A 24,600-nucleotide genomic window follows, 5' to 3' on the forward strand; every position below is an offset into this window, starting at 1 on the left:
CCCAAGATTGTGTTTGAAAACGACTCTTAAACAGTTCATGTTTGACTTTACCACAATAAATAAAAAGCGACCTTCAATAGTGAAGATCGCCCCGAGTTAACTGAATATAGATACTAAAATGCCTTTTTTTCATATCGCAATGCCAATAAGATTTACGTGGGAATATTTGGATTCTCAGCTGATTTATAAAGTGAACCTTCCATAATGATCATTTAATTTGATGCATTTTCCGATATTTGATCCTACGAAGCTCAACTATTAAATCCTTTCAATAAATCGACGAAATGCTTGTTGGCCTTGTTCATCTCGTTTAAAAACGCCAGCATCTTCTAAACACTTCAGAAATTTATTCCCTACTTCAGTAAATAGAATCGGCCGTACGGTTGTTGGAGTGATTTGATTAGGAAAGCTTGCTTTTATTTCATTCGCCCACGGCAGATGATACTCTTGAATTTCATTTTGTTCGTGTAGTACATATTTTTCTACTTCTATGAGCTCTTGTTTCAAACGTGGCGGGAGTATGGCTAGACCTGATGTTTCGATTAAGCCGATATTTTCTTTTTTTATGTGATGAAGCTCTTCGTGAGGGTGAAAAATCCCAAACGGAAAGTCTGCTGTCGTTCGATTATTACGAAGAACGAGGTCAATCTCGTAAACATCGTTTCGTTTTCTAGCAATCGGCGTGATACTATTGTGGCTGATTTGTCTTGTATAAGCCTCGATGTGAACTGTAGGATCACTATAGCCTTGCCAGATTTCGAAAATATGACTACTAGCGTCCACAAGATCAACCACATTCCTGCTACTCAATCTGATGACAGACATCGGCCATTTAACCGTTCTTGCTTTTACAGAGGAAAGACTAGCAATCTCAAAGACTAACTCATCCTCTGCTGTCTCCAACGCAAATTCAAATTGTCCACCTTGATAATGGTCATGACTAAAAATAGAACCACCGACGATTGGAAGATCAGCATTCGAACCGATAAAATAATGGGGGAATTGATCGACAAACTCCAATAAACGCTGAAATGTTTCACGCCCCATTCTCATTTCACGATGTTCACCAGAATAGACAATGCAATGTTCCTGATAATAAGAATAAGGCGAATAGTGTAGATACCATGGCTCATCTGTCAACTCGAGCCGAATTAATCTATGATTAGCGCGAGCAGGATGCCCCACTTTGCCAGTGTAGCCTTCGTTTTCAATACAAAGCAGACATTTTGGGTAAGTAGAAGGAAGGGATTTTTGTTCTCTTGCCCTAGCGATCTCCATCGGGTCTAGCTCAGGCTTGGACAGATTAATCGTAAGAGCTAGCTTGCCATATGCTGTTTCCACTGAAAAATTAATATTTTTTTCAATCCGCTTTGATTGAATATAATGGCTATTCTTATTTAGCTGATAGAAATAATCCGTTGCTCGTTTCGGATTTTGCTCATATTTTTCAATAAAAAGGCGATTTATCTCAGATGGTTTGGGTAGAAAAGTATCCATAATCTTCGCCGAGAGTCTGTCTCTTTCTTCAATAAAATCACTAATGACTTTCGTCTTTGCTGCATAATCGGTTAATTCATCCAGAAGATCAGACATGTCTTTTTCAGTTGGCTCCGCCTCGGTTTCAAAAAAATCCTGTAACGCCAATAAGTCCAGTATTTTATTACGTGCGTAAATTTCATCTTCTTTATAAAGCATTCCCAAAAACATCATTTTGTCGAGAAGTTGCTGTATATTTGAATACACATCCATGTTCCCAGCCTCCAGCACGTCATCTTCATAGGTGAATGACCCCTAACCCCCTTTCGGGTTGTTTGAAGAAGGGGCTTCCTGATTCATCAACCGTAGCATAGTGGAGGTTTCCAATATGTCTTACACAATCTCCACAGGCGTAGATTATACTGTTCGGACACAACCTTGCCCTACAGTTCTTGGTATTTTAGTTTGTCACAAGCATTTCTTTTATAGCTTTTTGTAGAATATTTATGGCAGCATTATAGTCTCTATCAAGCACCGTTCCACATTTCATGCAAATGTGAGTACGAATCGAAAGAGACTTTTTTACTCGATTGTTACAACAAGAGCAATCTTGTGAAGTGAATTTTGGTTCTACCTTGATCAGTACGCCACCATGTTTTTCACATTTATAAGCAAGCATGTTCCGGAACATCCCCCAACCAGCGTCAGTAATAGACTTAGATAACTTTCTATTTCTAACCATGTTTCGGATATTCAGATTTTCCACAGCGATAACCGAAAAGTCTTTCGCTAAGTTGTAGCTTAGTTTGTGAAGAAAATCTTTTCGTTGATTCGCTACTTTTTCATGACATTGTCGAACTTGTTGCACTTGTTTCATGTAGTTAGCAGAACCTTTTTTCTTCTTAGAAAGTTTTCGTTGTGCCTTTTTTAATTGTTTTTCTTTTTTACGAAGAAATCTAGGATTATCATACTCTGTACCATTGGAAAGAACCGCATATTTAGTGAGTCCCACATCAATGCCTACTGCATGATTTGCATCAATATTCGCTGATATGACTTGTCCTTCGACACAAAAAATAGCATACCATCTTTTACCTTGACGCTTGATAATAAGTTGTTTGATGCTTCCTTCTAATGGTCTATGAAGCAGAATGTCTATTTCACCTAGCTTTGTATTGAATAACTTCCCATTATCAGAAAAAGACATCGCCATTCTGTTACCTTTTGCATTCATCCCAAATTGAGGAAACGTCATACTCGTATAATCTTTGTACTTTTTCTGTTTTGGGTATTTAGTATCCTTGCGAAAGAAACTATCAAATGCCTTTTTTAATCGCACAAAAACTTCCTGCAAAGGCTGAGAAGGAACCTCTTTTAGAAACGGATACTTCTTTTTATCCAAGGTTTGTTGTCTTTGCATATCGTAGCGGTTGTAGTTTTCTTTGTTTTGCTTGTATTTAAGCTCTTTGTCTAACAGGGCAGAATTATAGGTTTGACGGCAGTATTGTAACCAACTGTCTAACCTTTCCTTTTGTTCTTCTGTTGGGAAAATCTCATATTTTTGATTGATCAACACGGTCATCACCTCCCTTGCTGGATCTGATTCCATTACAGAACATTAGTTCTGGAAATAAAAGTCTTTGCCTAACGCCAACCGAAATTCATCCCCTCCCTATCCTTGGGTTTCACCCTTCACAGGCTTGAGGAAGGGGAATTCTTTCGGAAGGTCATTAAAAGCAGAAATCAGCCCTTTTGAAAAAATAAAAGGCTGACTCCAACCTTAGGCAAACTTTTGTTGCTTCGGTTCTTCGATTACATGCGCATAATGCCAAAGTAACTGATCAAAGATTGCATCCCATTTTTGTGTTACCGCATAATTTCTTCCTTCGATCCCCATTCGATCCCGTACTTGATCATGATAGATCAATCGCAGTAAGGAATCGGTAAATTGCTGCACATCCCCAGGTTGACATAAATGACCGGTTACGCCTTCTTGAATAATCGTTTTTACTCCACCTGCATTCGCGGCAATGACCGGTGTACCGCTTGCAAGAGCTTCGAGAACCACGTTGCCAAATGTTTCGGTTGGTGAAGGAAAAACAAATACATCTGATGCAGAATACGCTTCCGCTAATTTTTCACCTTTTAAATAGCCAGTAAACATCATGTTTTCAGGAGCTTCAGTTTCAAGCTCTTCACGCATTGGACCGTCTCCTATGATTAACCACTGAATTTGCTCGTTTATGTAAGCTGGAATTGATTTTGCGATGGCTAGGAGCGTCTTTACATCTTTCTCTGGAGCTAATCTGCCTACATACGTAAGCAAGTATTTCTTTTGAATGCCATATTGCTTGCGTACCGCTTTTTTATCATAATGGGGGTGATAAAGATTGCAATCGACCCCTCTCCCCCAAAGCTCTAAATTCGTAAACTGATGACGTTTTAGCCGTTCTAATGTATCCATTGATGGCACAAAGATTTTTTTAAAAGGGCGATGAAACCAATTCATATATCGCCAAAGCAGTTTAGAGAGAAATTCCATGTTATAAAATTGTAAGTAATGATCAAAATCAGTATGATACGAGCCAACTAATGGAATGTTTAATTTTTTTGCATAATAAGCGCCGCAAAACCCAATGTTAAATGGCGTAGCGACATGGATCAAATCTGGAGCGAAATCCTGTAATTCTGATTTGACTTGAATGAGATTAGGGAAAGCTAAACGACACTCAGGATATAAGAAAAAAGACAGACTTTTAAAACGATGAATATGACTAGAAACATAGTCATTAGTTTGTGACTTTGGCGCAAAGATTTTAAAAGAAATATTCTGTTCACCTAAATAATCGGTAAATCGTTTCAATGTTCGTGCCACACCGTTTATATCTGGATCAAAGGTATCTGTGAAAATGGCAATCTTCATGAGAATCCTCCTCATTAAAAAAGCGTAAGAACCGATTCATGGCAAAGGTCATTACATATGCTTCTTCCCTCTCGGCACCGCATTACACACTGAGCAAGTAATAGCAAAGACTCCCGACAAATGACCCAAGTATCGCCCCTGCCAAAACATCTGAAGGATAATGAAGGCCTAAATAGATTCGCGATAAGCCTACAAGAATGCCTAAAGGAAGTAAAATTAGTGCAATAACCGGGATAAACAGGATATTCGGTATGATAACTGAGAAAATCGACGTTGTATGACCAGATGGAAAGGAGTGGTCTTGTAACGGATTCGTATGAAAATTTGTTTTTTCTACGATTAAATACGGTCTTTTTCTCGGGAAAAGCCTCTTAACAATATGAACCGGTATATGACTGACAGCTAAAGCAAGTGCGCTCGAAATAGCCGTCACTCTTGTTGAACCTGACGAAAAGATGATCAACATCAAAACGGTCGCGATGGTACATGTAGCCCCACCAATATGGGTAATATGTCTGAAAAAGAAATTTAAATGTTTGTTTGCAAAATGGCGATTAATTTTCTGAAACAATCGACATTCGTAGGTATAAAAGGAATGTAATAATCTCGCCATCATCTGCCCCCACTAATAGGTCTCACTTTTCTTATATTCATGTATAACAGTCGGTCTGCCGATCGAAATATACGTCATCGGATGTTTTCGAATTTCTTTAAGAGAGTAACAATTCCGCCCATCTATGACGATCGGTTTCTTCATATATAATTCATAAGAATCTAATGAAAGTTGCTTAATTTCTTCCCACTCTGTTGCAATGATCGCTACGTCCGCATGTAAGAGGGCAAGTCGAATATCCTGTGTATATTCGATGGTGTTTCCTAAAACATGTTGGGCATTTGGAATCGCAATTGGATCAAAGGCCGTTATAATTGCCCCTTCTTTCAGTAATTCTTTGACAATAACTAAAGAGGCCGCTTCTCTGACATCATCCGTATTCGGTTTAAACGACAGACCGAGTAATGCCACTTTCTTGCCTTTTAATGAACCGATTACTTCCTTTGCCTTTACAACTGGGAGTGATGCTTGATGAGTATTCACTTCAATAACAGCCTGTAAAAGATCAAAGGGGTGTTGCATATTGCCAGCGAGCTGAACAAGTGCTTTCGTATCTTTTGGAAAACAAGATCCGCCATAACCAATACCTGCTTTTAGAAAATAAGGACCAATCCGCTCGTCTTTGCCAACCCCCTTTGCTACTTCATCTATATTTGCACCAACCTTCTCACAAATCGTCGCAATTTCATTGATAAAACTAATTTTTGTTGCCAGAAAGGCGTTAGCTGCGTATTTAATCATTTCTGCACTTTTTATATCTGTTTTTATAATCGGAATGTCTAGCGGAAGATAAATTTGTTCCATTAAGGCTTGTGCCTTTGGACAATCCGTACCAATCACGATGCGATCCCCGTAAAAGAAATCGACAATCGCAGATCCTTCTCTGAGAAATTCAGGATTGGCAACCACTTCCGCATAGAGATTTTCTGGTTTATTGCGATGGATTATCTCAGCTATTTGATTATTTGTTCCCACAGGTACAGTGCTCTTTGTACAAACAATGACATCATTCTTCATGAACTGGGCGATCGAATGGGCGACCTCTCTTACGTATTCTAAATTCGCCGTACCATCTTGTTGCTCTGGTGTACCTACCGCAATAAAAATAATTTCAGCATTTCCGTAGGCATATTGTGGGTTGGTTGTGAAATGCAATCGGCCACACTGTAAGTTTTTTCTAAGAAGATCTTCTAACCCAGGTTCATATATCGGCGAACGGCCAGATTGCAACATGGCCATTTTCTCTTCTTGAATGTCTGAGCATATTACCTGATGACCTAATTCAGCTAAACAAACCCCTGTAACCAACCCAACATAACCAGTTCCAGCAACGGTAATATTCATCCAATCCCCCCTTGGAAATAACGTTTACTCTTCTTTATTTTATTAAAGAAAGTCCAATCTTTTCTTATGCTAGCGTTAAGAGATTGTAAATATTTTGTAATTTTTCAAAACATGCGGAACTATCGCTAACTAATTTGGGCAATTCACGAGTTCTGTTTCCTGAATTTTGAATTTGGCGCGCAAAACTTGATTCACGCGCGATTTATGCTTATTCTCGCTCGTAAATCTTAAACACCGAGTTGTAGTGCAAAAGGGCCAAGAGTTGTTGAAAATAATGTCGATGAACAGGAAATGAATGAATCAAATAAGACCGAGGCTGTCCCGTAATTTGGACAGCCTCGGCCTCTTACATAACATTCAATGATTAATTACTTTCATTTTTCGTATACCAACAAGATAGATGATCAAAATGAGAACCATGAAAACAGCAGAGTAACTGAAAGTCATTCCATAACCGACATAGCCAACGACACTTCCAAGTCCAATCGAACCAATCGCCATTCCAAGATCCATAAAAATTAACAACATCGAATTAGCTGTCGCATTTTTTTCCGATGGGACGAGGCTTAACGCCCAAGCTTGAATGGTTGGCTGAATCACTGCATAAGCGACTCCAAAAAAGAAACCACTGACCAGCACCAAACCAATATGATGTGAGACCCCTAACAAAATTAAGCCAATCACACCAGATATAGTCGCTGGTATCATTAAAATTTTATGACCAAACCGATCAAAGATTCTTCCCGAAAAGATTCTGACGATAATCATCGTAATTGCCTGAACAGTGAAAAATTGCGAAATACTACCGCCAATATTTGTCTCTTTCCCTAGTGCCGCCATGAAATTAACGGTTCCTGCGATCGCCATATAGTCTAATGCGACAATGATACTTGGCAGTAGTACGCGACGATCAAACATATATTTGTAAAATGGCTCACCGGACGTTTTCTTTTTGACCGGCTTTTCTTTTTTGATATTTTTAATGAATAAGCTACCAATAAATGAAAGGAGCACAAGCGAAAAGATAACAATTAGCAACGATTGAAAGGAAAAACGACCGAGAAAGGATATCGCAAGCATATTTCCCACTGTTAAGCCAATGCTTGTGGCCATTGCAAAAAATACGAGTCCTTCACCTAATCGCGCACTTGGAACAAGACTGCTCGATAATGTGAAAAGTAAAACGGTTATTATCGAAAAACCGACACCTTGTAGAACTCGAATGAAAAGCAAATACCCGATAGAATCATTAAGAAAGCTTAAACCGATCGTCCCCATAAAATACATAAGTGAAATAAGCAGCAAGACTTTCATATTCAGTTTTTGAATAAGAATCCCTGACACAAAACGGGTGACAAGAGACGCTATCATAAACGCGGTCGTCATCGATCCAGCTAAGGTCGGTTTATTACTAATGTCTGTAATATGAATCGAAAACCCTGCAGTAAGCATATAAAAGCCAATAAAAAGAATCAGCGTCGATAGTACAATTGTTGTGTATTGCCCTGTCCATAATTTTTCTTTTACATCCTTCATTAATCACCATATCCCTTATTTAACCAGTCATTATGTTTTTTGTTATCACTCCGTTCTTTTATTCTTTCTAAAACAACTTCCTCTATTCCACTTATGGCAATTTTGTTTATAATCAAGGAAAAACAAAAAAAGAAAGCCAATAAACTAGCTTTCTTCCCTTGATATCACTCAATACGCCAATAAAGCCTTCCTCTTTTCAGCCAATTCGCGAACGATTTTCTCATATTCGGCCAATTGCTGATTCAGTTTTTGTTTTCGTTTCACAATCATCCGCCTCACTTCTTTCGGACTTGGTCCACCTTGAATCTTTCTAATTGCCACAAAATATTCAGGCGAGATGATTTTCTGCCATTCCTCTTCGGTAATATGTACAGCAACAAATTCAGCCATCATCTCGTTGATATCTTGTGTATCCCAGTCATATAACTCCTTCCCTTCACGTATCGATTGTTTGGCGATATGACTCGCAACAGAATGGGCTTTTCGAAACGAGATTCCATAATCACGGGAAAGCGTATCGGCTAATTCGGTGACGGTAATACTAGATTTTGCGGCCATTTTTTTTGCATGCTCTTCATTTACTTTTAACGTAGAAATGACCGCATACATCAATTTCATCACACGACCGGCATTGGTGAAGGCGCGATATAAATGCGGCTGTAGATCATCTTCCGTATCCACGATGTCGCCAAATGGGGTATTATGAATCATCTGAATCGCGCTAAGCGCGTCCCCATAGCTACTACTCGCAATTGAGCGGGAATGTTCGATTGAAACAGGGTTTCTTTTTTGCGGCATAATGCTACTCACTTGTACGTACGGATCGGCTACATAAAAAGTACCAAATTCTCTTGTCACATGTTGCAGGAAATCTTGAATCCATCTACCAGTATTCACCATGCACGTCATAATCGCTGTCGCTGTTTCTAGTAAATAATCGGCCCCTGCTATCGAGTCATACGAGTTTTCAACGATCTCATCAAAACCGAGCAATTCTGCAGTGCGATTCCGGCTAATCGGAAAACCAGTTGTCGTTAAAGCAGCCGCGCCTAGTGGAGAGTGGTTCACTGTTTTATAGGCCGACCACAACCTGCTAATATCTCTTTGTAGCACATCGTAAATCGCCAGAAAATAATGGCCCAATGTCGTCGGCTGAGCTGGCTGCGTATGCGTATACCCGGTGATATATGTTTCTGTATGCTTTTCTGCCTGCATGATTAATGATTCACTCAACTGATTGGCATCACCGATTAACCGCAGTAGATGCCCTCGCAAAACGAGCCGATACATCGCAACACCCATATCATTCCGGCTACGGCCAATATGAATCTTTCCTGCCAGCTCATGACCGATTTCCTCACCAATTTTTGCTTCCATCATGAAAAATAAATCTTCAAATTGTGGCTCGTAGGATACTAATGTCAGATCGATCTCTGACACCTTCCGAATGCCAGCCAACATACGATTTGCTTCCTCTTCTTTGATAATCTTCTGTTCGGATAACATAATCACATGGGCCCGATGAATATCGAACATAACATGAAATAAGTAATCTCGTTGATCATTAAAAACCGGCTTTAACAACTCTTCGACATAGGTTTTCCCCGGAAATACTCGACCTTCATTTTTGATAAATTCATCCAACTTACTCATCTTTGCACCACCATTTACAAGGCTTTTTCGGCTTTAATTCCAAAAAATTTGTTCGAAATAAAGAGGACAATCACAATCAGCGTAATCTGAATCATCCCGTAAGCAGCGGCCTGACCCATATTGAACATACGAAGCTGATTCATAATTTCAATCGATATCGGTCTGTTTGAAATCGTATACAAAAGGACAGATGTTGGAAATTCGCCAACAGACTCAATAAATGCTAATAATGTCCCTGATAATACACCAGGCATAATAATCGGCAAAATTACCTTTCTAAAGGTATAAAACCACTTAGCTCCTAAATTTCTCGCTGCCTCCTCAATAGAATCATCCAATTGTTCTAACACTGCGTTCGTCGAGCGGACAACGAGTGGAATATGTCGGATGAAATAGGCGAGCGGCAAAATCCAATATGTGCCGACTAATATTTGCCCGAATGAAAAAACGCTCGGCTCATTAAAAGCGAAAACTAAATTCATCCCAATAACGGTCGCCGGCAATGCCCACGGAATCATGACAAGAATATCAACGAAGCTTTTGCCAACGAATTTTCTTTTTACCAACACATAGGAAGCGATTACCCCAAAAACCAAGTTTCCAACCGTCGCAATCACAGCCATGATTAAACTGTTTTGTAATGGTTTGAATATATTTGGATCTGCAAACAAAAGCCGATAATTTTCAACATTAAAGACCGACGGGTACGTTTGCCATGTCCATGTCCCATCTGGTACAAGTGAAAGCAAAAGAATCGTAAAGTGAGGCAAAAGCAGAACCAATACGCCGATAATGCCAAAGCCAACCATCACCCACTTCATCAGCGGATTTTTCACTTCACTCCTGTGCGCGCCAATTCCTTTTGTCGCCATCCGGTAATCTTTACGGTTTTGATACCAACGCATGAATAATAAAAACGATATTGAAACAATCGATAAAATAACCGATTGTGTTGCGGCAATTTCCATGTCGCCATTAATTTTTGAAAAATAAATTTGTAAGCTTAATACCCGATATCCGCCCGCTAATAAGAATGGGGCACTGAAGGAAGCCATCGAGATCATAAATACAAGTAAAGACGCGGCAACGATCGCCGGTGTTAATAATGGAAATGTCACCTTCCAAAACACTTTGAACCGATTGGCTCCTAAGTTATACGCTGCCTCTTCTAAGGATGGATCAATTTTATTAATCGCCGCTGAAACCGTCATATAAAAATACACATACATCGTATACGCATGTACAATCAAAATTCCGGAAACGCCGCCAATTTTAAACGGGACTTTTTCCAGACCAAACAAATCTTTAATCGCGTTTGGGATCAATCCAGATTCACCATACAAAAACATAAACGCCATAACACCTACTAGAGATGGCAGAACGATTGGCAAAATCGCGGCAGTTGAAAAGAAACTTCTCCCTGGAAAATCATAGCGGTTAAAAATAATCGCCAGCGGAATCCCGATTAAGGCACTAACTACTACACTCAAAATCGAAATATACACCGAGTTCCACAGAGCCTCCAAGTTTGTTTTTGATTCCTGCACGAAGAAATCCTGATAATTTCCGCAGGAAATCGATCCGTCTTTTTGTAAACTTTCGAAAAAAGTTCGCAAAGAAGGATAAAGAACATACGCCACGAGTACTAATATGACTGGAATCAGAAGCCAAATCGTTAATCTCGTATCACGGTTTTTAATCATTGGCATCACCACTTATGACAGGGATCAGACGAAGTTGTTTTTCAGGAAGTTCTACATACACGTCCTTCCCTTGATAAAAATGGCCGAATTCATGCGTATTTAACACATCTACTCTTAAGGATACATGGTGAATCTGTACCATCACATTGACAATCGATCCAAAAAATTGGACAGATTCAATTTTTCCCTTTAGGACATTTGTTCCATCTTCAACGGCATCGAGAATCCGGATGGCTTCAGGGCGAATCGAAACAGCCAAATTCCCTTTATTTAACTCCCCTTCATTCGCGTGATTATGGACAATAAGCTTTACTGGTTCACCATCATTTTTTAGCGTAACCGCTATATTCTCTTGTTCGACATAATCAACTTGAACAGGCAATAGATTAATTTCGCCGATAAAACTTGCTACGAAATCATTGGCAGGCTGATTATAAATTTCCGCAGGAGTCCCAACCTGATGACAGACCCCATAATTGAAAACAGCGATCCGATCACTCATCGATAATGCCTCTGCCTGATCATGTGTGACATAAATGGTGGTAATCTTATAATCTTGTTGCAAACGTAAAATCTCTGCTCTCATTTCATCGCGAAGCTTGGCATCTAAATTACTTAACGGCTCATCCAATAAGAGGATTTCTGGTTCGATCACGAGTGCTCTGGCCAAAGCTACCCGTTGCTGCTGTCCGCCACTCAACTGGCTCACTTGACGATCCGAATAACTCTCAAGTCTGACTTTACGAAGCACATCTTGTACCTTCGCCTTTACGTCAGCAGAAGAAACCTTTCTTACTCGCAAGCCAAATGCGACATTCTCAAATACCGTCATGTGAGGAAAAAGAGCATAGTTTTGAAAAACCATGCCCGTATTTCTTTTCTCCGGAGGTACACGCGTCATATCTTTTTCGCCGAATCGGACGACACCTTTTGTTGGATAATAAAATCCAGCTATCATCCTTAGTGTTGTTGTTTTCCCACAACCACTTGGACCTAGAAAGGTAAAGAACTCACCGTCTTTAATTTCCAAATTTAAATGGTCAATAGCTATCGTTTTTCCGAAGGCTTTTTGGACATTCTCTATTTGTATGGACGCCATCCAAACGACACTTCCTTATTCTTTAATTTCTTTGTCTCCACTCTTGATGTTTTCATCCCAATACTTCATCCATTCGTCGCCTTTTTCTTGGAAAACGTTCCAGTCTATATCCATCGCTTTAATTTCTGTATTCGTGATCCAGTCAGGTAAGTCCGTCACATCACTTCTTGTCGGAATTCGATAAAATTCCTCTGCTAAGATTTTCGCGGCTTCTGGTGTATTGACAAACTCATAAAAAGCTTCTGCCGCTTTTGGATGCTTAGCGCCTTCAACAATGGCAATTCCTTCTGTCAATACCGGTGTCCCACTTTCAGGAATGACAAACTCAAACGGATAGTTTTTATTTTCCTTCAACATGACAACATCCGGCATCGCCCAAACAGACAGTGAACCTTCTCCTTTGGCAACCTTGTTATACATCATTTCCGGGTTAGCTGAATACTCTTTCGTGTTTTGATCAAGCTTCGTCAACCATTCATAGCCCGCTTGTGGATCATTCGTATCTTTGTACGTACGATAAATCATCGCAGAAAAAATCGTTCTCATCGTTCCGGATGCGAGTGGATAGCGGATGATAATTTCATCTTTCCACTTCGGATCAAGCAACTCATCCCAATCTTTCGGCACTTCTTCTTTTGATAGTTCTTTACTGTTATACATGATAACTTCAGGAGTCTGGCTCGTACCTGTCCAATACCAATCTGAATCACGGAATCCCGCGTCAAGACTAGCAGAATAAGTTGGTTGATAAGCAGCTAGTAAGCCATCATCCTTTGCTTGATTGAAGTTCGTGGAAGGTGCTCCCCACCAAACATCGGCCTGCGGATTATTCTTCTCTGATCGCACACGGTCGAGAATTTCCTGTGACCCCATATCCAGCCACTCTACATCGACCTCATATTTTTCTTCAAATTGCTTTTCAAACTTGGATAAGATATCTTTTCCATGTGGTGAATACACGACAATCTTATCTTCTAATGCATTTTTTTCTTCCTTTGCACCATCTGTATTCGAGTTTGTCTTCGTATTGGTCTCTGTACTATTACATCCAGAAATCAATAGCGCTGCAGATAATGTCAACACGGAAACAATCGACTTTTTCTTATTTTTCATAAAAAATCCCCCTCATCATGAACATTCAAAATGCTCTCATGTTCTCTCAAAAATAGTGATACTGCTCCTAAGACACCTGCGTTTTCTCCAAGCCTTGAAATTGTTATTTCTACTAAATTTGGCAGATAAGGATCTACTATCTCGGAAATTCTAGGTAAAATGTATGCAGCTGAATGTAGTACACCACCTCCTAAAATAACAATCTCTGGATTTAGTAAACTCGCAGCATTGACAATCGCGTACGCCAAATGTTCGATTGCCTCGTTAATAACCGCAATTGCTACATGGTCTCCATTTTTGGCAGACAAAAAAGCTTCTTCTCCTACTAATTCAGAGGTCCTCGCCTGTTCATATAAAGCATGTCCTGGGTCTTTTTGGACAGCTTTGGTAAAATCTGCGCCAATCGACTTCCCTCCTGCGACACTTTCCAAATAGCCATATCTGTGAAAAATCGGCTTAAATTCACGTTTCATATCATCTTTATTTGTCACCATATAACCCATTTCTCCAGCTGCACTTGATGCCCCTCTGTATAATTGGTTATTCAGGATGATACCGCTACCAATCCCTGTGCCGACCGCAATAAACAGCACATTTCGTTTATTCTTTGCGTTCCCCAACCACTGTTCACCTATCGCCGCCACATTCACATCATTGTCGACATAAATCGGAAAATCAAAGTAGCGTTTCGCTTCTGCGATAAACGGGTATTGGATCCACCCTAAGCTCGGAGCTTCAATCACTAAGCCGCTTTTCGTTTGCGTGATCCCGGGAATACCTACGCCCATTCCTAAAATTTGCTCTTTAGAAATCTGTTTCTTGTTAATCAATCGATCCGTTTCAAGCGCCATTTGCTTAAGAAGACCTGATTGCAAATACGTAGTTGTTGAAAAACTTGTTTCACAAAGAATGTTACCAATTAGGTCACATACCACGATTTTCACATTCGTCCCGCCAATATCTGCCCCGATGATAAACGCTTTTCGTTCATTAAAAAAGAGCTGAATCGGTCGCCTCCCACCTTGTGCAGAAGATTCACCAATGCCTTTCTCAACGACCCATTTTTCATTGATGAGTTCGTCTATAAGTTGAGAAACAGTCGGTTTACTTAGACCAAGCATACTCGCAATCTCAGCCCTTGAAATCGGCGAACATTCTTTTATACATTGAATAATTCTTTTTTTATTAACGAATTTCAGATGACTGGGTGTTCGTTTAAAACTCATCACATCACGGCCTTACCTGTTTAGTTAGTCAATCTACCTAATTAACTAAAATATACCTTATTAGGATAATATGAACAAGTTATTTTTTAATCATTTTAAATATTCTGTTTTTAATAGTTATTAAGTATCATTTACAATTATAACCAAGCGTGCTATTTATTTAGATAAGCTTTTTTATTCAGTTCGTTAGGTAATATTACTAACCTACTAGGCATAGTCTTCAAAGAAGCTTAACTAAAATCGAAAGGGGTTACAAGTATGAAAAAGGTTTTAATCACTTTGCTTTCTCTCGTGATCGTATTTTCACTCGTACCGATCATGGGTAGTGCAAACGAATCGAACAAACCAGATGTGGCGTTGTGGAATGCAGTCAAACCGCTTGAAACGACCGTTACATTCTTAAACAGTGGCGCTCATCCTGATGATGAACGCAGCGATTTTCTCGCCTTTTTATCGAGGGGATTAGGTGTGAAAACATCAAGTCTGATCGCAAACCGCGGGGAAGGCGGACAAAATGAGATCGGCGCTGAACTAGACAATGCTCTAGGAATTATCCGCTCCAGAGAAATGATTGAAGCAGCGAAAATTACTGGTGTAAAAGCCTATCATCTCAGTGAAACAACCTCTGATCCAATTTATGATTTCGGCTTTTCGAAAACACCTGCAGAAACATTAACAAAATGGGGCGAAGATGTAACGTATGAACGGCTGATCCGCTTTATCCGTACATATCAGCCCGATATTCTCATGCCTTCCTTCCAAGACGATGATACTCAGCATGGCCATCATCGCACCATGACGATTTTAAGTGAACGTGCTTTTAAAGATGCAGCTGATCCAACTGTTTTCCCGCAACAATTGAAACAAGATCTATCGGTCTGGCAAGTGAAAAAGTTATATTTACCTGTTTCCACTAAAGAGAAAGCGACTACATCTATCGAAATTGGTGCCTATGATCCGATATATGGCATGACCTACCCACAACTAGGCGAGCAATCACGTTATCTGCACAAAAGCCAAGGAATGGGCTCCGATATCCCAGCAGCCCCCCGCCAAATCCATCTAGAATTAAAACAAACTGCTGTTGATCTGAATGACAAGTCAGATCTATTTGCCGGAGTTCCTTATAATTTTACCGAGTGGTCGGCCAAACTCCCAAGCTCTGCTTCAAAATTAAAGACTGAATTCATCAATGTGCAACGAAATTTGAACACGGTTGTTGCCGCCTATCCAAATGAACAACATGTTTTCACAACATCACAAACTGCACTGTCTAATGTCCGTTCACTTTCATCCCAAATTAAAAAAGCTAAGTTAACCAAGGAATTGAAAAATGATTTGCTTCACAAACTTTCCTTAAAAGAAGAGCAATTACAAACTGTAAGCTATGTCTCTTCAGGCCTAGATGTAAAAGCAAAAGCAGCCTCTACCATCCTGACAAAAGGTCAAGAAACAAACATAACCGTAACCGTGAAGAATACAGGAAAACAAACGTTGAAAAAAGTCACAGCTCCATTGGAGGTGCCAAAAGGGTGGAAAGCTAAAACAAAGGCAAAAGCAATCAATCTAGCACCAAATCAATCAACGACGATTACTTATGAGATTGATGTGCCAAAAGATGCAGACTATTATCACGCCTATCATGAACCAGCGCTTACAACAAATATTTCGTATGTATTCGGAAATACCAAAACGACGGTAACCGAGGAGTTGGAAGGGACCGTCGCTGTTCTGCCAGACGTCAGCCTTACCCTTTCTCCTGAAGACATCGTCGTCAACACTGCAGACGTGCAAAAAGAAATACCCGTAACCGTAACCGTGAAAAATTATCGTAATGGAAAAGCATCAGCCAACATCGGTTTAAACATTCCTAAAGATTGGAAAGTTTCTCCTACAAAAACAACCGTTTCATTTACGAAAATGTCAGAAGAGAAACAAGCGAAATTTACCCTTACACCACCGAAAACGATTCAAAATGGTGAGTATAAACTAACGGCACAAGCTACGGTCAATGGAAAAACATTTAATTCTACCATTCAAGAAATTTCCTATGACCATATCGGCACCTTCTATTATCAATATCCAGCAGCAATCAACACCGTTGCTTTCGAGCTATTAAAACCAGCTTCATTAAAAGTCGGTTATATTGAAAGTGGCTTTGACAAAGTAGCCGATTACTTAAGTAACGCAGGTCTTAATATTACGAAACTAACAGCAGCAGATTTAGCATCCGGCGATTTAAGTCAATACGATACGATTGTGACAGGTATTCGAGCATACTTATCTCGCGAAGATTTAAAAGCTAATAATACTCGCTTACTGCAATATGTAGAAAATGGCGGCCATCTTGTTGTGCAATATCACAAACCTGGTGATGGCTGGGATGCACAGACAACTGCACCTTATCCACTTACAATTGGTAATCCCTCCATTCGCTGGAGAGTAACCGATGAAAAAGCTGTAGTCAACGTCTTGAAACCAGACTCAGCGCTTTTCAACTATCCGAACAAAATAACAACGAGCGATTGGGACAATTGGGTTCAAGAAAGAGGATTATACTTCCCTATGAAGTGGGATCCACGCTTTGTGACATTCATTTCTATGGCAGATCCAAATGAAGAACCTTTTGATGGTGGTATTTTAATGGCTAATTACGGAAAAGGAACCTATCTCTACACGAACCTTGTCCTCTACCGCCAAATCCAAGGCCAAGTTCCAGGCGGTTATCGAATTTTGACAAACATGATTAGTTACGGAGCCGAATAAATACATGAATAAGCCTATGCATGCGTGATGTGTGCATAGGCTTTTTGTTAGGTCGGGACTGACATGAAGCTGAGGCTATGTTTTCATGACTGGCGTTTAATATTGACTTAAGGCGTGGTAATTCATTAAACCATTCATTTAAATTTAGGAAGTCAAGACTAAAAATGACACTAGTTAGTTATGAAGTGATTTCAAAAACCGATAGATAAGGTGAGCGTATCAATAACTTTTCAATATTAATCATGTTTCCAGCATTCTAATCGCTTTTTAACTTCATGTAAAGGTGGCATTCCTTGCTGGGCCCCTAGTCTCTCCACAGAAAGTGATGCTGAAGCATTTGCAAATTGGATGGCCTCTTTAAATGTAAAGCCCTTACTTATTGCAAAGCCAAATGAGCCATTAAAAGTATCACCAGCACCCGTTGTATCAGTAACTGTTGTCTTATATCCATGAACTTGAACAATCTCTGAACCATTGTAGTAGGTTCTCCCGCTTCCCCTTGCGTAACGATTAATATATTTGTAAATTTCTTTAAAAGGTCATCCGAATATTCTCCAAATAATTCAACACATTCCGTCTCATTAGGTGTTATATAGGTTGCCATATCAATCATTTCCTTTGTGCATGAAGACGCTGGTGCTGGATTTAATTGAACTGGAACATTTTATTCATGACAAATGTTAAGTACTTCTTCTACCGTCTCTGATAAAATTTCCAATTGAACAATGACAATATCACCGCTCGCTAAAAGTGTTTTGACATGTTGGTCATCTGAAGGAGTTAAATTGTAATTGGCACCTGGGACGACAATAATACTATTATCCCCTTCAGATACAATGAAAGTAGCTACACCCGTTCGTTTATTTTTGTCTATACTGATAAAATCAATGTTAATTCCTTCATTCGATAGATTCTCTTGAAGTTCTTTCCCTAAGATATCTCTACCCACATTTCCTACAAAATTCACTTTACCACCTAATCTTGCAGCAGCAACCGCTTGATTATTTTAAAACAGCATCCATTACAATTCCCAGGAATTTCTCATAATTAGCTTCATATGCGATATCAACTTCGGGTAGATCGTTCCATGTATGGTGATGTCTCGTGTCTAAAACTGTCATCCCCAGTGTAATTTCACCTTTAGTCTCAATGCCTACCTTCCCTTTCAATGTTTTAATAATAGATTCATCGATAATTGCTCCGATTGCCATAGAATCAATGAGCACACAATACGATTCAAACCCTCTATTGTTAACAAAATTAATCATGTTTAATAAGAAATCTGCCTCTTTTGTTTTTGCTGACTCTAATGTAAGTAGATGCTGCTCTGAAAAATTAACATCAAAATGTGTTGCTACATCTAATCCAATCGCAGTCAAAGGAACCCCTGATTTAAATACGATGTCAGCCGCTTCCGGGTCAACATACACATTCCATTCACTTTGAGGATTGTCACCAGTTGCATTTGCTGAAGAATATTTATTCAATCCAAATGCTCCTGCAATAGCATATATACCTTTAATCATTGGAATGATTTCCGGACTCTTTAAGAAGGCCATCGCTATATTTGTTAATGGCGCTAGTGCTGCTATATATAACTCATTTGGATATTTTTTTACTGTATCTATAATTAAGTCTACAGCATGTTGGTCCGCAAGTTCCATTGTAGGATCTGGAAGGTTTGCATCGGCTTGACCGTCTTCACCATGTGTAAAAGGATCACTTGCTAAATCTCGTACAATTGGTTTAGCCATCCCCCTAGCTACTGGTATGTCTGTCCTATTCAATAATTCAAGTGTTTTTCTCGCATTTACCTGTGTTACATCAACATGATAATTTCCTGAAACAGTCGTAATGGCTTTTACATCAAGAGCCCCAGATTTACATGCTACGATTATGGCTAAAGAATCATCCATTCCTGGATCACAATCAATTAATACTTTCTTCAATTCTGTCATGTTCATTCACCTTTCTTGGCCATCATTTTTTGTAAGATTTCTTTTGCTGTTTCTTTTGTTTTCTCATCAATCTTGCTCGGCACACCTTCTTGTGCAATGCAGATAGCTGCACTTATACTCCCCATTAATCCCATCTCTTCTAAAGAACGATTTTCGCAAAGTCCAATTAATACCCCTGCAGACGAACTATTTCCACCACCAGTTACATCAACAACATGTATGTTCTTTACGCTGTTTATTTTGACCAAATCATTCTTCGTTAGCATATAAGCTCCCTTTGATCCGACTCTTAAAAATATGGTGTTAATGTTCCATTCTCTCAATCTTTCAATAACAACATCTAAATCACTTTCAGCAAATAAGGATTTTGCTTCCTTTTCATTTAACGAAAATACATCAATTTTCTCAACAATCCTTTTAACTTGTTCATTAAAATCAAAGTGTGCAGAATCTGCATTAAGCTCCCACAAAATTTTGAATTTTTTTTGCTCATTTAGGATGAAAAATTCTTTCCAAAATTGTTCATCGTGACCTTTAAATATATAAATACCTTCCGTATCACATGAAACAGCTTCCTCAATTTCTCTCACTGAAGCATTCATTTTTTGATAATGCTTGGCTCCGTAAAAAGGTGTTTCTGTTCGATTCTCTTCATCTTCATATTGAATGATGGTTCTTGGTGTATTCGCATCCTTAATTATCAAATTCTGTGTAGGTAGTTCGTTATTTTGGAACCACTCAAAATGAAGATTTGGAAAGTCTTCTCCTACACCTGTCAGAATCGATATGTCGTCAGACCAAATTTTCGCACCAGCCAACGCATAAATGCCTGCTCCACCGAGAGCATATTTAACCTCTGAACTATTTTTTTTATGAGTTTCATCTGTCACAGCTGTGGATACGATTAAATATTTAGACACCCATCATCACCTCATATACTTACACTACATTATATTTTTAACAGAGAATCCATCTGCAACCATCGATCCATTATCGATGATAAAGCCGGCTGCACCACGATCATACGTATTGATTCTATCAATTAATTGGATTAACTTTTGGCCATTAACTGATACAGATAACATGTTCTCATTTGCTGAAAATTCCATCTTGTACAATTTGTCATGTTCATATTCAAAATCTACTGAACCAAGGATTCGTTCTTCATTATCTTTCCTACAAACAATAACGATTTGTTTGCCATTTACAAACTTAGCTGCATAATATCTACGATGACCATTACTTCTTACTATTAATCCAGCTGACTCATGTAAACTGAATTCTAGTGCAGACTCTACTGAATAGTTTTTCCAGTCCTGTGTCCCTATCGTTACGACGCCATTCTTCTCATGATGTGAAATACAATATGTGTATTTAAAATCAGCAGCAAAATGTTTGGCTGAACTTGACCAAGAATACAACCAAAATGGAGTAGTACTCCAAATGGATGTCATCATCATCCCTTTTTGATAAAAGTGACTTGGTGCTTCATTCCAATCGATGTCCTTTATTACTAAACTGCCGTCAAATCTGTCTTCGGAAAGAATTTCATATCCCATTCTAAAAATAGCCATACCTTCTGTATCAGGGACAACCCATTCAACTTTATTTTCACCTTGTTGTAATGAAGTAGGCTCACTTTCAAACCGCCGAACTTCATTATTGATGTCATAATATAGTACATAATGCTTAATCTGCACTTCTTTAGAATCATGATAATGAATGGTTGACGTTACTTTTTGAGACGCGTATAACGTCGGGGACGCTGTAGTCGAAAAGTTTACTGCTAATTTATCAAAATCAATAAATACTGGTGTTGATACATGAACACTCAGTCCTTTTGCGACCCCACTACACTCAATAAGCAAACCATTTTCATCTGATACCTCATTGGAATTGTAGATTTTTGAATAGTTTGTGTGATTTGTTGAATATGGACACAAATCAAATCCTTGTGTAGACCCTCTAAAATCAAATGTATATGCTTTTTCTTCTCGCTCATAATTTCCGCCAATTAATCTCTTACTTGCTTCGACAATTTTATGTGTTTCTTTTACAGCGTCCGTGACCACTGATCCACCATCGGCAGAGACGACAAACATCATATCTCTCACTGGATTTCTATAATCGGGTCCTTTACCTATTCCGTCTAACCCTAAACGTATACCATTTAAACAACCTACATTCCCTGCATTACAATCAGTGTCCCATCCTGCAGATGCTGCGATCATGATTGATTTTTGGAAATCGTCTTCTCCTAAAATAAATGATACTAATACCATTAAATGATTAGGTATAATATGACAACATCCCGGGAACTGTTTATAGCCATATTTACTGTCTAAAAACTCACGTACTTTTCTCCAGTCCTTTTCTTTATTACAGACTTCTCTCGTTTCTTGAATGGCATGTTTTAAGAATGGATTTCTTATATACTCAAGACCCCTATCTAAAAGGGTGCTTATCTCTTTTTCTTCAAATGCCATCGCTTGCATGGCACCTAGAAAACATGCTGCCTCAACAGCCATACCATCATGACTCACACTTGCTGAAGCCTTTATCAACTCAACTGCTCGATCAGGATCGTTCGGACAGCTCATAGCAATAGCATCAATAAATATTTGTGCGCCAATTTGTTCGGCTAGTGTTTGACCGTTCATTTCAATAGATCCACTCATTGGGGCTTTTACTCCATTTTTTAATCGTAAAAATGCCGTATGCTCGGTTGAACGTCCCAAGCCCCCCCACCAAAGTACGGTTTTATCTTCAATAATGTAATTTAACCAAGTATCTCCGAATTTTTCGGCCGTTAAATCTTTATAATTATAATCTTTTAGTGCTTTAAAAAATCCAAATGTTCCTGATATATCATCATCGGCAACAATTAATGGGACTTTACACTCTTCATGAACATAGTAATTTATTTCATTAAATTCGCTTTGGATTTTTTCATATGCCCACCCTTCTACTGGCCTTCCAAGATAGACACCGATTAGCTTCCCTAATACTCCTGCGTATGTTAATTCAGCATAATTATGATTTGCCATAAAGAACACCTCCAAATTTAGCTAGACACCACTTTAAATCCATTAGCTAAGATTGCACCTGAGTTCACTACGAAACCTGAGCTACCGTTACAGTACTCATCATCTATTGCATGAAGCTTTTTTTCACCGTCTACCATTACTTCTAACACATTGCCTCTTACAGAAAACGATACCTTGTAACGCGCATCCAGCTTCATATCGAATTCTTTTTGAGCTAAATTTACATACTCGTGATCCTTTTGTTTTCCGATCATCATTTTATCTTTGTAAAAAAGCACAGAATAGTACCTTCTATGACCGCTCGATCTTGCTACAAGTCCAGCTGATTCTTGATTTGTAAAAATAATTTCTGATGACACGCAATAATCTTTCCATTCCTTTGACCCTATTGTTACAACTCCGTTATTAGTTGAATGAGAAATAGAAAAAGTTTCAGCATAATCAGGATTAAAATGATCCGCAGAGCTCATAAATGATTTAATCCATGTTGTATTTGTCGTCCAAGGTGTTAGACTTGGCGTTAACTCTATCGCTTTTTTTAATTCAAAAGACTTGGGTGCCCCGTTCCAATCTATCGATTTTATGACTACACGGCCATCGATTCTTTCATTACTTGTTAATCGGATGCCTAATCTATAAATAGCATGTCCTTGTGTATGGGGAAGAGACCATTGCAATCGATTGTTTCCCTTCTCCAGAATATAGGAATCACTGTATAAAGTTTGAATTTCATCTTCTTGATCATATATATCAATAAAAAATGTTAAAATTGGTTGTAGTTCATTCATTGATAGAACTTCCACTTCTATTTCCTGTGTAGAATATAAGCTAGGGGAAGCTAAAACTTCAAAGTAGCTAGTTCCTTCTTTTCCTCTTGATTCCAATTCAACAAAAGTATCCAATGAAACAGTAGAATGGTTTCCTTTTGCTAAATGATCGTACTCAATAACCAATCCATTTTCTTTTGAGGTTGTATTGTAATTATATATTTTCGTAGTTGCCAATTCTTCAAGGAAGTCTTCATATTGTGTAAATCCTTGTGTTGAACCAGGGTATTCAAAAGAGTAACGTTTCATTTTGGGAGGTATCTCTTCCCCATTAAGTGCATAAGCTGCTTTCACTATTTTTCTTGTTTCAATGACAGCATCCGTCACACAGCTACCACCATCTGCTGAGACAACATACATTCGATCAGAAACAGATTTTCGATAGTCTGGTCCTTTACTTAGTCCCTCAAGCCCTAAACGTATGCCATTAAGACACCCTACATTACCTGCATTACAATCAGTATCCCATCCTGCTGATGCTGCAATCATAATTGATTTTTGAAAGTCGTCTCCAGCCATGAATAAAGCCATAATAACCACCAAATGATTGGTCACCATCGGACAACTTCCAGGATATTTATCATAGCCATGGTTCATTGAAATCCATTCCCTAACTTCTCGCCAATCCGTAGCATTTCGACATTCTTGAACTAAATCTGTAACGACTGTAGTAAGTTCAACATTATTCACAACAGACAGGGCATTCGTTAGTAATCTATCAACATTTTTTTCTTCAAACGCACTAGCTTCCATATGCGCCAATAGACACGCTGCATCAACAGCTATCCCATCATGACTCACACTTGCAGCTTTTCTAGCAAAATCGACTGCTAATTCAGGGTTATTCGGACATGCCATTGCCCAACTATCGATAAATATTTGAGCACCAATTTGTTCCGACATACTTTTTCCATTCAACTCACTTGAACCACTTATGGGGGCGTTTATTCCATTTTTCAGTCTTAGAAAAGCCGTATGTTCTGTTGATCTAGATAATCCACCCCACCACAATACCGTTTGATTTTCAATTATATAATTGAGCCATGTATCACCAATTTGTGCCGCAGACAAATTTTTATTAAATTGATAATCTTCCAATGCTCTAAAGAAAACGAATGTTCCTGAGATATCATCATCTGGTACAATCAATGGGACTCCTACTTGTCGATGCACGAAATGATTAACGTCTTTAAACGATTCATAGATAGAATCATATGTCCAGCCTTCAATAGGTCGTCCTAAATATACGCCTATGATCTTCCCTAAAACTCCCGAATAAATCTGATATTCATATTTTGATATACTCATTTTCATTA

General features: G+C 38.8%; 19 protein-coding genes. 1 reads left to right on the top strand and 18 read right to left on the bottom strand.

The window, feature by feature from the left end; all coding sequences use genetic code 11:
- Nucleotides 1-258: 258 nt before the first annotated feature.
- The 11 genes from AC1MGI_RS18960 to AC1MGI_RS19010 form a co-directional block, all read right to left on the bottom strand.
- The gene (locus AC1MGI_RS18960) at nt 259-1,749 is read right to left on the bottom strand and encodes a UDP-glucose--hexose-1-phosphate uridylyltransferase (RefSeq protein ID WP_480346999.1); all 1,491 of its coding nucleotides are present in this window, start codon (nt 1,747-1,749) and stop codon (nt 259-261) included.
- A gap of 187 nt (nt 1,750-1,936) precedes the next feature.
- Nucleotides 1,937-3,058: an RNA-guided endonuclease InsQ/TnpB family protein gene (locus AC1MGI_RS18965; protein WP_480347001.1), complete on the bottom strand. Its 1,122-nt coding sequence runs from the start codon at nt 3,056-3,058 to the stop codon at nt 1,937-1,939.
- Between the two features lie 198 nt (nt 3,059-3,256).
- Complete coding sequence (locus AC1MGI_RS18970; RefSeq protein ID WP_480347002.1) at nt 3,257-4,399, bottom strand: glycosyltransferase family 4 protein; 1,143 nt, start codon at nt 4,397-4,399, stop codon at nt 3,257-3,259.
- A gap of 82 nt (nt 4,400-4,481) precedes the next feature.
- A complete protein-coding gene (locus tag AC1MGI_RS18975) occupies nt 4,482-5,012 on the bottom strand; it encodes a phosphatase PAP2 family protein (RefSeq protein WP_480349882.1) in 531 nt (176 codons plus the stop codon).
- A gap of 12 nt (nt 5,013-5,024) precedes the next feature.
- A complete protein-coding gene (locus tag AC1MGI_RS18980) occupies nt 5,025-6,356 on the bottom strand; it encodes a UDP-glucose dehydrogenase family protein (protein ID WP_480347003.1) in 1,332 nt (443 codons plus the stop codon).
- Between the two features lie 357 nt (nt 6,357-6,713).
- A complete protein-coding gene (locus AC1MGI_RS18985) occupies nt 6,714-7,892 on the bottom strand; it encodes an MFS transporter (RefSeq protein WP_480347004.1) in 1,179 nt (392 codons plus the stop codon).
- A 168-nt stretch (nt 7,893-8,060) separates the two neighbouring features.
- Entirely contained in the window at nt 8,061-9,545 is a 1,485-nt protein-coding gene (gene argH, locus AC1MGI_RS18990) for an argininosuccinate lyase (RefSeq protein WP_480347005.1), read from the bottom strand.
- Between the two features lie 14 nt (nt 9,546-9,559).
- On the bottom strand, nt 9,560-11,248 hold the full coding sequence (locus AC1MGI_RS18995; protein WP_480347007.1) for an ABC transporter permease: 1,689 nt from the start codon (nt 11,246-11,248) through the stop codon (nt 9,560-9,562).
- Nucleotides 11,241-12,347, bottom strand: a complete 1,107-nt coding sequence (locus tag AC1MGI_RS19000) for an ABC transporter ATP-binding protein (RefSeq protein WP_480347010.1) — start codon at nt 12,345-12,347, stop codon at nt 11,241-11,243. The genes AC1MGI_RS18995 and AC1MGI_RS19000 overlap by 8 nt, the downstream gene beginning before the upstream one ends.
- Before the next feature lie 15 nt (nt 12,348-12,362).
- A complete protein-coding gene (locus AC1MGI_RS19005) occupies nt 12,363-13,460 on the bottom strand; it encodes an extracellular solute-binding protein (RefSeq protein WP_480347012.1) in 1,098 nt (365 codons plus the stop codon).
- Nucleotides 13,457-14,686 carry an ROK family transcriptional regulator gene (locus tag AC1MGI_RS19010; protein ID WP_480347013.1) on the bottom strand — a complete coding sequence of 410 codons (1,230 nt, stop codon included), beginning with the start codon at nt 14,684-14,686 and terminating at the stop codon, nt 13,457-13,459. The genes AC1MGI_RS19005 and AC1MGI_RS19010 overlap by 4 nt, the downstream gene beginning before the upstream one ends.
- 258 nt (nt 14,687-14,944) lie before the next feature.
- Between AC1MGI_RS19010 and AC1MGI_RS19015 the strand changes: the two genes are divergently transcribed.
- On the top strand, nt 14,945-17,452 hold the full coding sequence (locus tag AC1MGI_RS19015) for an NEW3 domain-containing protein (RefSeq protein ID WP_480347015.1): 2,508 nt from the start codon (nt 14,945-14,947) through the stop codon (nt 17,450-17,452).
- Nucleotides 17,453-17,688: 236 nt separating this feature from the next.
- Here the strand turns inward: AC1MGI_RS19015 and AC1MGI_RS19020 are convergent, their stop codons facing one another.
- Genes AC1MGI_RS19020 through AC1MGI_RS19050 form a run of 7 tightly spaced genes read right to left on the bottom strand, consistent with a single transcriptional unit; the run spans nt 17,689 to nt 24,592 of the window.
- A complete protein-coding gene (locus AC1MGI_RS19020) occupies nt 17,689-17,916 on the bottom strand; it encodes a PfkB family carbohydrate kinase (protein ID WP_480349883.1) in 228 nt (75 codons plus the stop codon).
- Nucleotides 17,829-18,056 (bottom strand): hypothetical protein, encoded by a 228-nt coding sequence (locus AC1MGI_RS19025; protein ID WP_480347017.1) that lies wholly within the window; start codon nt 18,054-18,056, stop codon nt 17,829-17,831. The genes AC1MGI_RS19020 and AC1MGI_RS19025 overlap by 88 nt, the downstream gene beginning before the upstream one ends.
- 60 nt (nt 18,057-18,116) lie before the next feature.
- Nucleotides 18,117-18,419, bottom strand: a complete 303-nt coding sequence (locus AC1MGI_RS19030; RefSeq protein WP_480347019.1) for a PfkB family carbohydrate kinase — start codon at nt 18,417-18,419, stop codon at nt 18,117-18,119.
- Nucleotides 18,420-18,453: 34 nt separating this feature from the next.
- Nucleotides 18,454-19,410, bottom strand: a complete 957-nt coding sequence (locus AC1MGI_RS19035) for a nucleoside hydrolase (protein WP_062177630.1) — start codon at nt 19,408-19,410, stop codon at nt 18,454-18,456.
- Nucleotides 19,411-19,412: 2 nt separating this feature from the next.
- The gene (locus tag AC1MGI_RS19040) at nt 19,413-20,330 is read right to left on the bottom strand and encodes a carbohydrate kinase family protein (RefSeq protein ID WP_480347021.1); all 918 of its coding nucleotides are present in this window, start codon (nt 20,328-20,330) and stop codon (nt 19,413-19,415) included.
- Nucleotides 20,331-20,354: 24 nt separating this feature from the next.
- On the bottom strand, nt 20,355-22,457 hold the full coding sequence (locus AC1MGI_RS19045; protein WP_480347023.1) for an ADP-ribosylglycohydrolase family protein: 2,103 nt from the start codon (nt 22,455-22,457) through the stop codon (nt 20,355-20,357).
- A 17-nt stretch (nt 22,458-22,474) separates the two neighbouring features.
- Nucleotides 22,475-24,592, bottom strand: a complete 2,118-nt coding sequence (locus AC1MGI_RS19050; protein WP_480347024.1) for an ADP-ribosylglycohydrolase family protein — start codon at nt 24,590-24,592, stop codon at nt 22,475-22,477.
- Nucleotides 24,593-24,600 lie beyond the last annotated feature (8 nt).

It is taken from the genome of Peribacillus sp. BM1, assembly GCF_056679975.1.

Coding starts and splice junctions, on each gene's coding strand:
- AC1MGI_RS19025 (WP_480347017.1), bottom strand. CDS start 18,056: ATGGCAACCTATATAACACCTAATGAGACGGAATGTGTTGAATTATTT.
- AC1MGI_RS18965 (WP_480347001.1), bottom strand. CDS start 3,058: ATGACCGTGTTGATCAATCAAAAATATGAGATTTTCCCAACAGAAGAA.
- AC1MGI_RS18960 (WP_480346999.1), bottom strand. CDS start 1,749: ATGGATGTGTATTCAAATATACAGCAACTTCTCGACAAAATGATGTTT.
- AC1MGI_RS19015 (WP_480347015.1), top strand. CDS start 14,945: ATGAAAAAGGTTTTAATCACTTTGCTTTCTCTCGTGATCGTATTTTCA.
- AC1MGI_RS18975 (WP_480349882.1), bottom strand. CDS start 5,012: ATGGCGAGATTATTACATTCCTTTTATACCTACGAATGTCGATTGTTT.
- AC1MGI_RS19010 (WP_480347013.1), bottom strand. CDS start 14,686: ATGAGTTTTAAACGAACACCCAGTCATCTGAAATTCGTTAATAAAAAA.
- AC1MGI_RS18985 (WP_480347004.1), bottom strand. CDS start 7,892: ATGAAGGATGTAAAAGAAAAATTATGGACAGGGCAATACACAACAATT.
- AC1MGI_RS19005 (WP_480347012.1), bottom strand. CDS start 13,460: ATGAAAAATAAGAAAAAGTCGATTGTTTCCGTGTTGACATTATCTGCA.
- AC1MGI_RS18980 (WP_480347003.1), bottom strand. CDS start 6,356: ATGAATATTACCGTTGCTGGAACTGGTTATGTTGGGTTGGTTACAGGG.
- AC1MGI_RS18970 (WP_480347002.1), bottom strand. CDS start 4,399: ATGAAGATTGCCATTTTCACAGATACCTTTGATCCAGATATAAACGGT.
- AC1MGI_RS19045 (WP_480347023.1), bottom strand. CDS start 22,457: ATGGCAAATCATAATTATGCTGAATTAACATACGCAGGAGTATTAGGG.
- AC1MGI_RS19035 (WP_062177630.1), bottom strand. CDS start 19,410: ATGACAGAATTGAAGAAAGTATTAATTGATTGTGATCCAGGAATGGAT.
- AC1MGI_RS19050 (WP_480347024.1), bottom strand. CDS start 24,592: ATGAGTATATCAAAATATGAATATCAGATTTATTCGGGAGTTTTAGGG.
- AC1MGI_RS19000 (WP_480347010.1), bottom strand. CDS start 12,347: ATGGCGTCCATACAAATAGAGAATGTCCAAAAAGCCTTCGGAAAAACG.
- argH (WP_480347005.1), bottom strand. CDS start 9,545: ATGAGTAAGTTGGATGAATTTATCAAAAATGAAGGTCGAGTATTTCCG.
- AC1MGI_RS18995 (WP_480347007.1), bottom strand. CDS start 11,248: ATGATTAAAAACCGTGATACGAGATTAACGATTTGGCTTCTGATTCCA.